Below are 12679 nucleotides of genomic sequence, written 5' to 3'. Positions count from 1 at the left end.
CAACAAGCCCGGTCCACGACCCCCGAAGGGCGCGGACAGCGATCAGAGCGCCGCCGGCAGTCGCGTCGGCGCGAGATCAGGGCCAGCGTCGGATCCGGGGTGACGGCGCTCTGGCAAAACGGCGCCTTAATGGACGGATCAGCCCGGAGGGGCCGAGAGCGGGTGTTGCCGGCCGGTCGCATACGCACGCGGACCACGGCGCCGCGCCTGGCGGAAAGCCGGCCGGTCGGGCCGAACACTCCCAGGTCAGGCGCCCCGTCCAGGGGCGGGACAACCGGGAGCTAACGATGGACCAGCGGAGCGCCCGAACGCGGCGCCGCGCCGCGACGGCCGCGACGGCCGCGTGCGCGGCCGCGCTGGCGCTGGGCGTGGCGGGCGGCTGCTCGCAGCCCGACCCGTCCGCCGACTTCGACATCCCGTCGTCCCCGGCGCAGACGCCCTCACCGCTGGCGGCCGCGATCCCGGCCGCGACGACTCCCGCCGACAACGGCGCCGACGCCGACGCGACGCCGTCGACCGTGGCCGAGACCGAGACGACCGGTGAGCCGTTCACCACCGACGGTGCCGCCACGGACGGCACCACCGTCGACGGCGCGGCCTGGCCGGCCGGGGCGGCCGGCGCGGCGCGGTGCACCGGCGCGGGCCTGACGGTGCGGCTCGGCACGCCGACCCAGGTCACCACGCTCGCGCCGGGGCTGACCCAGCTCGCATTCATGATCACTTTTACCAACGGCACGCCGCGGACCTGCGCGATGTACGGGTTCCCGGGCGCGACGCTCGTCACCGCCGCGGGCGACTCCTACGACCTGCCGCGCCGCACGACCGCCATGCCCGCCTCCCTGCGCCTTCCGCCGGGCGGCGGCGCGGCGGCGGTCCTCACATACCTCGCCGCACCGGCGCCGCAGGCCACGCCGCCCGCGGGCGACGCCCCGCCCGCCGAGGCGATGCCGGTCTTCGACGCGCGCTACCTGCTGGTCACGCCGCCCGACGACCGCGACCCGGTGCGCATCGACTGGCCGGGCGGCCCCGTCGCCGACCAACGCCGCGAGGCCTACCCCGGCAGCTACATCGGCCCCGTCACCCGCTGACCCGACCGCCGGCTCGCCAGCCCACCGGCCCGACGACTCGCCAGCCTGGCGACTCGTCAGCCACCGTTCGCAGATCCTGAGCGGCCGGGCCCTGCCTTCTTGTCGGACCCTGCGCCGCTGGACAGCCGACCACCTCGGCTACGTCGACGATGCCACCCGCTGAGGCGGCGGTTTCGCGGTTCTGCCACGGGCCGCCGCCGGCCCAGCGCCAGCCGTCGTTCCGCTGCCGGCCACTGCCCCGCCGCCAGCCACCGCCCCGCTGCCAGCACCAGGTCCGCCGTTGGCGGCGACGCCCGGCAGCCGCGTCCGCTTGGGCCCCGGCGCGGTCGGCCGGCCCGGAAACAGCGGACGCCCGAACGGGGGCAACGTCAGTGAGAGACCCGGTGCCCGACCGTCGCGGGACGCGGCCGCCGGGCCCGGCCCGCGGCCGCCCGCGGAGCCCACCGGCGTCGGCGCCACGTCCGCGCCGCTCTCGGCGGAGACCGGGGGCGTCACGGACGCGTCACGGCGCACGCGAGGCTTGCTGAGAGCGGCGGCGCCGACCGGGCCGAGCGAGCGACGACGACGACGCTCGTAGAGCCAGGCAGCGGACGTCGCGAGCGTCGCCGACGCGAGCACCACCGACCAGCCGACGGGCCCGACCGGGCGGCAGCCGAACAGCCGGGACAGGAACGGCGTCTGGACCAGCGCCGCCAGCACCAACATGCTCCCGAGCGCGGTGGTGATCACCAGCGGGTCCCGGCCGGCCAGCATCAGCGTCTGGCCGAGCTGGGTCGTGACCAGCGCGAGCAGCCCCATCGTCGACGCGCGCCGCGGCGTGCCGGTGTATCGGCCGATCAGCCAGGCCGCCGTCGCGCCGGCGGTCGTCGTCGCGCCTCTGACCAGCAGCATGCGGCGCAGCGGCCCGCTGAGCCAGCGGCCCGCGACCGCGTCGGAGTCGGCGCCGGCGCCGGCGCCGACTCCGACGCCGGCGCCGCTGGCTGGCCGCGGCCAGTCCGCCGGCCGGGAGTCGCCGTGGTCGCCTCGTCCGCGGTCCTCCTGCGAGCGCACGGCGAGCGCCATCGCCGGTGCCATGTCGGTGAGCAGGTTGACCAGCAGCAACTGGCGCGGGCGCAGCGGCGCCTCCCCGGCGATCGCCGTCCCGAGCAGCGTGAAGGCGATCTCCCCGGCGTTGCCGCCGACGAGCACCGACACCGCATCGGTCACCGAGCGCCACATCCGGCGGCCCGCCAGCACGGCGTCGGCGAGACGGGTGACCTCGGCGTCCGTGAGCAGCAGGTCGGCGGCGCCCGTGGCGGCGGCGGTGCCCCGGCCGCGCACGGCGACGCCGACGTCGGCGGCCCGGATGGCGGCGGCGTCGTTCGTCCCGTCGCCCGTCATCACCACCACCTTCCCCAGCCGCTGCAAGGTCGTGACCAGCCGCACCTTCTGCTCCGGCGAGATGCGGGCGAACACGGCGGCGGCGCCGACCTGCGCGGCGTAGCCGTCGTCGGTGAGCCGGTCCAGTTGCGCGCCCGTGACCACTCGTTCCGCGCCGGGGACGCCGACCTCCCGCGCGATCGCCGAGGCGGTCTCGGGATGGTCGCCGGTGACGACGACGACCCGCAGGCCGGCATCCAGGAGGCGGCGCACCCCCGGCGCGGCGGACGGGCGCGGGCTGTCCGCGATGCCGATGAACCCCAGCAGGCGAAGCGAGCTCAGGTCGACGGCGGAGGCCGGCTGGCTCCCCGGGACCGACTCGGCCACCGCGAGCACCCGCAGGCCCTGGCGGGCGAGCCGGCCGGCGGTGGCCCGGGCCGACGCGAGCCTGGCCGTGTCCAGGTCGACGAGGCCGAGCACCACCTCGGGCGCGCCCTTGAGGGTGAGCACCGGCCCGTCGGCCGTGCGCAGGAGAGTGGACGCGTAGCCCCGGGCCGTCTCGAACGGGCTCTCGTCCACCCGCTCGCCCACCAGCGCCCTCACCAGCTCGGGCCGCCCGACGACCGCGTCGAGCACGGCCCGGTCGGTCGCGTGCGGCACCCGGCCCTCCGGCGGCGGGCAGGCCGCGGCCGCCACCGCCAGCATCCGGACGGCCGTTCCGTCCGGCACCTCCGTCGCGTCCGTCGCGTCGTCCGTCCCCGGGGCGGGCACGGGCACCGTCCGCCACCGGCCGGCCGCGTCGGGCACGGCGGCGGCGCGCAGCAGCAGCCGGCCCTCGGTCAGCGTGCCGGTCTTGTCGAAGCAGACGACGTCGGCGCGGCCGAGCGCCTCCACCACCCGCGAGGAGCGCACCAGCACGCCGAGCTTCGCGAGCCGGCGGGCCGCGGCGACCTGCGCGACCGTCGCGACCAGCGGCAGGCCCTCGGGCACCGCGGCGACGGCGACGGCGACGCCGGAGCTGAGCGCCGACCTGGCCGGCGCGCCCCGCAGCGAGCCAAGCGCCGCGACCGCGAGCCCCGACAGCCCCGTCGCCGGCAGGGCGAGCCGGGTCAGCTCACCGAGCCTGGCCTGCACGCCGACGGGGCCGGCCGTGTGGGCCGAGGCCACGACGCCGGCCCGGCCCGCGAGGGTGGCCTCGCCCGTCGCGACGACGACGGCCCGGCCGGTGCCGGCGAGCACGGTCGTTCCCTCGTAGACCATGCAGTCGCGGTCGCCGATCTCGGCGGCCGGGGTGGGCTCGACGCCCTTGGTCACCGGCAGGGACTCCCCGGTCAGCGTCGCCTCGTCCACCTCAAGCGCCTCGGCCCGCAGCAGGCGCGCGTCCGCCGGCACCATGTCGTGCGCGCCCAGCTCGATGACGTCGCCGGGCACCAGCGTGTCGGCCCGGCGGGTCTCCGTCTCGCCGCCGCCGGTCACGACGCGCGCCATCGGCACGTTCCGGTCGATCAGCCTGGCGAGCACTCCCTCGGCGTGCGCCCGTTGCGCGCCGCTCATCGCCGCGTTCGCCACGGACACCGCGGAGACGAGCAGGGCGTCGGTCGTAGAGCCGAGGACGGCGCTCGCCGCCGCCCCGACGAGCAGCACGGGCACGAGCGGGTCGGTCAGGTCCGCGACGACCGCGGTGACGTAGCGGCTGGCGCCCGTGCCGGCGAGTGCCATCCGGCCACCGACCGCCCGCGTGACGGTCCCGGTGAGCTGGCCGTTCGCGACCAGCGCCCGCGCGCGGCCGGCACCGAGCCGGGCGCCGACCGCGTCCAGTCGGCGCCGGGCCGCGGAGGACCCGCCGGTCGGTGACGACCCGCCGGTCGGCGAGGTGGCTGCCGCCGCCCGCGCCGGTCCGCCGCCCACGCCGGCGGCGCCGCGCAGCCGGCGCAGCGCCGTGTCGGCCGTCAGCGCGTGCCAGTCGGTGTGCAGGGTTGGTGGCGGCGGCGTGGCCCGGTCCGCGCGCAGGGCCGCGACGAGCCCGGCGGCCATGGCTGTCGCCGCCGCGGCGGTCACCGGCCCGCTGACGAGGGCGAGCCGGAGGCCCGTCGGCCGGGCGTCCGGCCCGTCGACGACGGTGGTGAGCGCCGCGAGCGCCGAGCCGGACACGGACAGCGTGGCGGCTCGGCGGCTCGTCGCGGCGGCGTACGGCGGCAGCCGCAGCACCCGCCAGACGTCGGTGAGCTCCGGGCCGCACAGCAGGTCCGCGGACCAGGGCGGCCGCCTGCCGGCGCGGGCCAGCCCGACGCCGACGTCGGCGACCCGCAGCGCCTCGTCGCCCTCGGCGTCGGCCACGACGCACACCCCGGCGCCCGCGGCCTGCTGCCGCCGGACCTCGGCGGCGAGGCCGCCCGCCGACCGGGACGGCCGCGGCGCGGGGGCCGGGCCGGGCGGCCCGGTGGGCAGGGTCACGTCGGCGAGGCCCGCGACGTCGGCGACGCTGGCGTGCTCGGTCAGTACGACCCGGCCGCAGCCGCGCGCGGCCCGCAGCACGGCCTCGGCGTGGCCGTCCAGCGTGACCCCGGCGAGCGCCTGGGTGCTGGTCTGTCCATGCCACAGCAGCAGCGGCAGCCCGCCGGGGTCGGCGGCGCGGCGGCGGCCGGCGTAGTGCGCGGCGACGAGCCGGCCGCCGCCGGCGCGGGCGACCATGTCTCCTGGCCGGAATGCGCGGTGGGGGTCGAGGCCGCCGAGCATGGCCTCCACCCGGTTCCAGGTCGCGGCGTCGGTGGCGGACAGCACCCGGGCGCTGTCACCCAGCAACACCGACGCGCACACCATCACGGTGTCGACCCGGTCGAGGCGGCGCAGGCACCCGGCGTCCAGCGGGACGATGCCGCGGCCGGCGAGCCGGCGGCCCGCCGTCGCGGCGAACACGTCCCGCCCCGCCCTGGCCGCGCGCGGCAGCGTCGCGAGCATCAGCTCCCCGGCGAGCCGCGGCGAGCGGCCGACGAGGAGCCCGGCGCCGCCGAGCGCCAGCCCGGCGACGGCGAGCCGCGCGCTGGCCAGCTCGACCGGTCCGTCCGGCAGCGGCACCGGCCGGTCACGCCAGGCGGCGCCGGCGCGGCCACCGCCATCGGCGCGGGAGGCGCCGGCACGGACGGCGGCCGGCTCGTCGGCGTCGGCGCGGTCGCTGTCGGGTCGGGCCCGCCGCGCGGTGTCCGCGGTCAGCTGAGGGGCCCGCTGGTCGAACACCCGCGCGCCGGCGCGCAGCTCGGCGACCCGCGCGACCCGGCGGACCATGGCGACCGCGAGCACGTCCGGCTGCTGGGTGAGCGCGCCGACCCAGGCGCTGGCGAGCCCGATCGTCAGGTCGGAGGCCGTCGGCCCGATCCGGTCGGCGAGGGCGGCGCGCACCCGGGGCTGACCGTCCACGAGCGCGACGACCGCGCCGGCGGCACGGGGCACCGCCGGCAGCCGGACGAGCCGTCCGGCCATCGCGACGCCGAAGGCGGCGGCGTCGGTGGCGAGCGCGACGGTCTCCGCGAGCAGCGGGTCGGTCTCCGCGGGATGACGTTCGGGGGCCCGGGCCGGGCCCTGGCCGCCGCCGGACTCGGCGTGCAGCGCGCGTTCGACCTCGGTGACGGCGTCGATCAGCTCCGAGACCTCGATCTCTTCGCCGTCGAACCCGATGAGCACCTGGCCGAGACCTTCGTCGACCTCGGCCCAGTCGACGCCGGCGAGCCGGCGCAGCGCGGCGCGGACGGCCGCGTGCGCCGCCGTGCCGCCGGTGCGGGCCGCGCCGATCAGCTCGATGTGCGCGGCGCCGTCCTCGTGCCACACCCGCCGGGGCCGACGGTCCGGATGCGCCAGCTCATGCCGCAGCGCGCGCGCCACCTGACCAGGGCTCGGCAACGCCGCCGCCACCCGACCAGGGCTCGGCAACGCGCGCGCCACCTGACCAGGGCTGGGCAACGCCGCCGCCACCCGACCAGGACGGGGCAGCGCGCGCGCCACCCGGCCTGGGTTGGGCAGCGCGCGCGCCGCGATCGCGGGAGCGGCCAGCGCCCGCGCGAGGCCAGCGCGCCCAGGCAGCGCAAGCCCGGGCGGGCGCAGGGCGACCACCCGTCAGCTGCCCGCGGACGTGCGGCGGCGCGAGTGGCCGTTGTGCGTGTGGGCGCCGGCCATGGCCGCGGGGCCGGCATGCCCGTTCTCGCTGTGCTCGTCGTGGCCGTGCCCGCCGCCACGGTGCAGAAGCTCCCAGGGCGCGGTGCCGGCGGCCGGTGCCTCCGGCCTGGTGTGCTGGGCCACCCAGGTGCCCGCCGCGACCGCGGCCGCGACCGGCCATTCGACCACCTCGAACGCGGCCAGCGCGCCGAGCCCCAGGTAGTAGGCCGTCTTGCGCGGCGAGGGCAGCTCGAAGCGGCCGATCCGCCAGCCCTCGGCGCCGGCCCGGTCCGCCTCCTCCCGCATCGCGGCGGGCTCGATCACGGGGGCGCGGCGGCGGCGGGGCCGCTCGACGTTGACCCGCAGGAACGGCAGCCGGAACGAGGCGGCGACCGCCTCCTGCTCACGCGAGACCGCGTCCATGACGCCGCGGCGGTACCAGTCCTCGGCCACCGGCGTCTGCTCCGCCATGCCCATGCTGTTCGCCTCCGAGGCGGCTTGACGGCCACGCCGGACGGTCGCCCGGCCGGTCGACGACGCGGGCCGCTTTGCCGCGCCGGCCGTGCTGGTGCTGGCGGCGGCCGCGCGCGACGAGGTCCCCCGGGCCGCCGGGCGAGCCGCCGCCGAACGCGTTGCCGCCGAACGCGCGCCGGTCGAACGGGTGGCGGTCGGACGCGCGGCCGTCGAACGCGTCGCGGGCGACGCGGCGGTCCGCGTGGTCCTGGCCGGGTTGCTCCCGTCAGGGCTGGCGGTCGTCGTTCGCGCCTTCGACGGCATGGTTGTTCCCCTTTCCGCCCAGGCAGCGGCGACAGTCGACTACGCTTAGTAACTGCGTTGAAGCCAAGTGTCTACCACGCGTGACGGTCGGCCGCGCGGCGGCGGCCGTTCCTGGCGGGTCCTCGCGGAGGCGTCCGTCTCGCCCGGGGGCTGGAGGCTGCCTGACGGCCTCCGTGGGCGCGAGGCTTCGCCATTTTCGCGCCCCCTTTGGCCTACAGCGAGCGCTCGAGACCGTCCACCAGCAGCCCGAGCGCCCGGTCGAGGATAGGGATCAGATCGGCGCGGGCACGGACGAGCCACTCCTCATAGCCGGCGATCGCAACGCCGAGGAAGGCCCAGGCCACGGCCTGCGGCTCGAGCGCGCCCTCGCCGCGCCCGGTACGTTCGGCGACGAACTCGGCGACGACCGCCCGCCACCGGGCGTAGCGCAACATGGAGTGCGCCTGCAGGGCAGGGGTGCGCAGGATGAGCGCCATCCGCCGCCGGTGCCAGTCCGCCTCGGCGGCCGGGTAGGTGTTGAAGTCCAGGATCGCCCGGCGCAGCGCCGGGAGCACGGGCACGTCGGGCGGCGTGGCCGCGAGGCCCGCGCGCATCGTCTCCAGGTGGGCGTCGAACTCTCCCCAGGCGACGTCGTTCTTCGACGCGTAGTACCGGAAGAATGTGCGCCGCCCGATGCCGGCCGCGGCCGCGATGTCGTCGACCGTGGTCGCGTCGAACCCGCGCTCCTCGAAGATCATCAGAGCGTGCCGTTCGAGCTCGGCCGCGCTCGTCACCGGCCGGCGCCCGGCCCGTCCGCCGCTCACCCTGGACCCATCCCCCCGGCTGGCGTCATCCCCAGGAGCCACGTCATCCCCGCGAACCGTGCCGTCCCCGCCGGCCTTGCCACCCCCGCGAGCGTCGGCCGTTGTCGCGCTGTGTGGCCGCTCGCGCGGAGCCGGGGTCGCGGAACGCATCGACCGATCCCTTTCCTTTGGCATCGGGTGCCAATATGCTTCCTGTCACCCGTCAAGTTGTGACATCGGGTGTCACAACCGGGCGGGCCGCGGTCACCTCCCGTCCCGGGAGGCGACCAACCATTGCGATGTGGACGGACATCACGGTATGGCCACAGCATGAACCCGATCGACGGTGACACCGACGGGGTGCCCGTGGCACCACTTTCGGTGGCGCCTCCGGCGCGGGCGGTGGCACGGTCCGCGAGCCTGGCGCTCACGGAGCCGTTCACGCTGCGCGAGCACACCGCGCCGTCGCGCGTCCTGTTCGGCCCGCACGAGACGAACCTGGCCCGCCGCCGGGACATCTCCGACCGCCACGTCGCCTACTACGCCCGCCGCGCGGCGGGCGGCGCCGGCGTCGTCGTCACCGAGACGGCGTCCGTAACCGCCGACGACTGGCCCTACGAGCGCGCCCCGCTCGCCGCCGACTGCGGCCCCGGCTGGGCAGCGCTCGCCGCGGCGGTCCGCCCGCACGGCACCCTGGTGCTCGCCGGGCTGGGGCACGCGGGCGGGCAGGGCTCGAGCGCGTACTCGCAGTCGGTGCTGTGGGCGCCTTCGCCGGTCGCCGACGCGGCCAGCAGGGAGCTCCCGGCCGAGCTGGAGCAGGACGGGATCGACGCGGTCGTCGCTGGTTTCGCCGCCGCCGCCGAACTCGCCGCGACCGCGGGCCTGGCCGGGGTCGAGATCGACGCCGGCCCGCTCGCGCTGCTGCGCCAGTTCCATTCCGGGCTGACGAACCACCGCGGCGACGGCTACGGCTCCGACCGGCTGCGCCTCACCCGCGAGGTCCTCACCGCGGTGCGCGCGGCACTCGGCCCGGACGGGATCCTCTCACTGCGGCTGTGCTGCGACGAGCTGGCGCCGTGGGCCGGGGTCACCCCCGAGCAGGCCGCCGAGCAGGTGGACGCGCTCGCGGGACTCGGGCTGCTCGACCTGCTGGTCGTGACGCGCGGCGGGCCCTACTCGACGACCGCCTACCGGCCGACGTCGCATACCGAGCCGACGTTCAACCGCGACCTGTGCGCGGCGATGCGGACGGCGGCGGCGGGGCGGGTGCCGTTCGTGCTGCAGGGCAGCGTCGTCGACGTCGCCGCCGCCGAGGCGGCGCTCGCGGACGGCGTCGCGGATCTGGTCGAGATGACCCGGGCGCAGATCGCCGACCCGGAGCTGGTCGCCAAGGCCCGCGCCGGGCACGCGGAGCGGGTGCGGCCCTGCCTGCTGTGCAACCAGGCCTGCCGGGTCCGCGACAACCGCAACCCGATCGTCAGCTGCGTCGGCGAGCCGCGAAGCGGCCACGAGACCGAGGACCCTCCGGTCGAAGTCGGCGGGACAATGGGCGAAGCCTCCCGCCGACGGAGACCGTCTAATGACCCTCCGGTCGAAGTCGGCGGGACAATGGGCGAAGCCTCCCGCCGACGGAGACCGTCTAATGACATTGCCGAGGGCACCGACCCGCGGCCGCGCGAGGTTCTCGTCGTCGGCGGCGGGCCGGCCGGGCTGGAGGCCGCCCGGGTGCTGGCGTCGCGCGGCCACAGCGTCACGTTGGCCGAAGCGGGTGAGCGGCTCGGCGGCGCGCTGCGCACCGCCGCCGTCGGCCCGGGCCGGGAACGGCTCGCGCTGCTGACCGACTGGCTCGCCGCCGAGTGCGCCCGCCTCGGGGTGCGGTTCCTGTTCGAGAAGACGGTCACCGCCGCCGACCTGGACGCCGCCGAGACGGCCGGCCAGGCGGTCATCCTCGCCACCGGCTCGGTGTCGGCGGGCCGGGTCTACCCAGCGCCGCCCGGAGCGGCCACGGTCCCGGTCTTCTCGGCGCTGGCGCTGCTCGACGGCGGCGTGGGCGTCCTGCCCGAGGGACCGGTGGTCGTCCACGACCCGGTCGGCGGCCCGGTGGCCGTCGGGATCGCGGAGTGGCTGGCCGGCGCCGGCCGCGAGGTCGCGCTGGTCGCCCCCGACCAGGTCGCCGGCACGCTGCTGTCGCTCACGGGCGACCTCGCCCCGGCCAACACCCGCCTCGCCCAGGCGGGCGTCCGCCGCGAGCTGCGCGCGCTGGTCCGCGAGGCCGCCGATGGCCGGGTGGTGCTGGAGGACATCTGGACTGGCGCCCGCCGCGCCATCCCCTGCGCCGTCCTCGTCGACTGCGGCCACCGCCTCCCGATGGAGGCGCTCTACCTGCGGCGGCCCGGCACGCCGCGGGCCGGCGACTGCGTCGCCCCGCGCGGCGTGCTGGAGGCCGTCCTCGAGGGCCGCCGCCGCGCCCTGGAGGTCGCCACCACCACGACCGGCAGGCCCCGGCGCGCGCTGGTCGGCGCCGGGGGCACGACGGAAGGGGCGGCGCGATGAGCGCGACGGGGCGGTACCAGTACCTGTTCAGCCCGCTGCGGATCGGGCCGCTGACGGTGCGCAACCGGGTCGTGTTCTCGGCGCACCTGACGAACTACGCCGCCGACGGGATGCCGACCGAGCAGCACGCCGCCTACTACGCCGCCCGCGCGGCCGGCGGCGCCGGGCTCATCATCACCGAGGAGCACTCGACCCACCCGACCGACTGGCCCTACGAGAAGCTGATCCACGGCTTCAACCCGGCCGTCATCCCCGGCTACCGGCGGATCACCGAGGCGGTGCACGCCCACGGCACGCCGATCCTTGCGCAGATCAACCACAACGGCGGCCAGGCGTCGAGCATGTTCTCCCGCCAGCCGGTGTGGGCGCCGAGCCCGGTGCCGGACCCGCTGTTCCGCGAGGTGCCCAAGGCGCTGGAGCCGCACGAGATCCGCGAGGTCGTCGCCGGCTACGGGCTGGTCGCCGAGCACTGCATGGCCGGCGGGTTCGACGGCATCGAGCTGCAGTGCTCGCACTCGTCGATCGTGCGCGGTTTCCTCTCCCCCGCCACCAACAAGCGGACCGACGCCTACGGCGGGTCGCTCGCGAACCGGGCCCGGCTGCTGCTGGAGATCGTCGACGCGGTCCGCGCCGCGATCGGCCCGGGCAGGGTGCTCGGGGTGCGGATCTGCGGCGACGAGCTGATCGAGGGCGGGACGACGATCGAGGACGCCGTCGCCATCGCCCAGATGGTCGAGGCGCAGGGCAAGGTCGACTACATCAACACCTCGATCGGCGTCGCCACCGCCACGCTCTACATGATCGAGGCGAGCATGCAGGTGCCGCCGGGCTACGCGATGTTCATCCCGAGCGCGATCCGCGCCGCCGTGTCGCTGCCGGTCGTCGGTGTCGGCCGGTTCAAGGACCCGCTGCAGGCCGACCGGGCCCTCGCCGCCGGCCAGGCCGACCTCATCGGCGTCGTGCGCGGCCAGATCGCCGACGCCGACTTCGTCGCCAAGGCCCGCGCCGGGCACGCCACCGAGATCCGCACCTGCCTGTCGTGCAACCAGGAGTGCGTCGGGCGGATGGGTCTGAACCGCTGGCTCGGCTGCATCGAGAACCCGCGCACCGGCCGCGAGGCGGTGCCGCTGCCGGCGCCGCGGCGGCGCGGCCGGCGGGTGTTCGTCGTCGGCGGCGGGCCGGGCGGGCTGCAGGCCGCCGTCACCGCCGCCGGGCGCGGCCACCACGTCACCCTGTTCGAGCGGTCCGACCGGCTGGGTGGCCAGGTGCTGCTCGCGGCGAGCGTGCCGAGCCGCGCCGAGTTCCTCGACATCACCCGCAACCTCGTCGCCCACGCGCAGCGCGTCGGCGTCGACGTGAAGCTGTCGACCGAGGTGGACGCGGACCTACTACTCGCCGAGAAGCCGGACGCGGTGATCCTCGCGACCGGCGCGGCGCCGAACGCGCCGTGGTGGGCCGGCGGGCACCCGCGGGTCGTCGACGTCCGTGACGTGCTGGAGGGCCGCGCGGTCCCGGCCGGCACGGTGGTCGTCGTCGACGAGCTGGGCTTCCACCAGGCGACGTCGGTCGCGGAGCTCCTCGCCGACCGGGGCTGCCGGGTCGAGGTCATCTCCAACGGCATGGTCGTCGGCCAGGACCTGGGCGTCACCCTCGACATGGAGCAGTGGAACGTGAAGGCGGCGGCGCGCGGCGTCACCCAGGCCACGGACCTCGTGCCCATGGGCGCGGCGCCGGCGCCGGACGGCGAGGGTGTGGTGCTCAACCTGCAGCACCACCCCACCGGGACCGACCAGACGAGGACCGTCGACTGGGTCGTCTGCGCGGTGCACCAGCGGGCCGAGGACTCGCTCTACAAGGCGCTGCGCGCGATCCAAAGCGACTGGCAGGCTGGCCGAAGGCCAGTCGCGGAGGGCTCCGAAGGCGACACAGCCCAAAGCGGCTGGCAGGCTGGCCGAAGGCCAGTCGCGGAGGGCT

7 protein-coding genes are annotated in these 12679 nt (G+C 77.1%); 4 read left to right on the top strand and 3 right to left on the bottom strand.

From position 1 onward, the window contains the following. The first annotated feature begins 287 nt into the window (after positions 1 to 287). The gene (locus tag BCD48_RS29120) at positions 288 to 1088 is read left to right on the top strand and encodes a DUF4232 domain-containing protein (RefSeq protein ID WP_071051598.1); all 801 of its coding nucleotides are present in this window, start codon (positions 288 to 290) and stop codon (positions 1086 to 1088) included. Between the two features lie 138 nt (positions 1089 to 1226). Here BCD48_RS29120 and BCD48_RS29115 read toward each other — a convergent pair whose 3' ends face one another. Both BCD48_RS29115 and BCD48_RS49775 read right to left on the bottom strand, forming a co-directional pair. Beyond that, entirely contained in the window at positions 1227 to 6551 is a 5325-nt protein-coding gene (locus BCD48_RS29115; protein ID WP_241842068.1) for a cation-translocating P-type ATPase, read from the bottom strand. Between the two features lie 3 nt (positions 6552 to 6554). Beyond that, the gene (locus tag BCD48_RS49775; protein ID WP_071051596.1) at positions 6555 to 7070 is read right to left on the bottom strand and encodes a hypothetical protein; all 516 of its coding nucleotides are present in this window, start codon (positions 7068 to 7070) and stop codon (positions 6555 to 6557) included. A gap of 85 nt (positions 7071 to 7155) precedes the next feature. Here BCD48_RS49775 and BCD48_RS29105 point away from each other — a divergent pair, with 85 nt between their 5' ends. Beyond that, positions 7156 to 7419: a hypothetical protein gene (locus BCD48_RS29105; protein WP_071051595.1), complete on the top strand. Its 264-nt coding sequence runs from the start codon at positions 7156 to 7158 to the stop codon at positions 7417 to 7419. Between the two features lie 163 nt (positions 7420 to 7582). Here the strand turns inward: BCD48_RS29105 and mftR are convergent, their stop codons facing one another. Beyond that, entirely contained in the window at positions 7583 to 8173 is a 591-nt protein-coding gene (gene mftR, locus BCD48_RS29100) for a mycofactocin system transcriptional regulator MftR (RefSeq protein WP_071051594.1), read from the bottom strand. A gap of 309 nt (positions 8174 to 8482) precedes the next feature. On the opposite strand from mftR, the gene BCD48_RS47400 reads away from it, so the two are divergent. After that, positions 8483 to 10705 (top strand): oxidoreductase, encoded by a 2223-nt coding sequence (locus tag BCD48_RS47400; protein WP_198543440.1) that lies wholly within the window; start codon positions 8483 to 8485, stop codon positions 10703 to 10705. Continuing rightward, positions 10702 to 12679, top strand: a 1978-nt coding sequence (locus BCD48_RS29085) for a mycofactocin system FadH/OYE family oxidoreductase 2 (RefSeq protein WP_241842067.1), incomplete at its 3' end; no start/stop codon positions are given. The genes BCD48_RS47400 and BCD48_RS29085, both read left to right, overlap by 4 nt.

It is taken from the genome of Pseudofrankia coriaricola (assembly GCF_001854805.1).
Taxonomy (GTDB): Bacteria; Actinomycetota; Actinomycetes; order Frankiales; family Frankiaceae; genus Pseudofrankia.
Note: the sequence above shows the minus strand (reverse complement) of the source record. Positions and strands in the feature narration are given on the sequence as shown.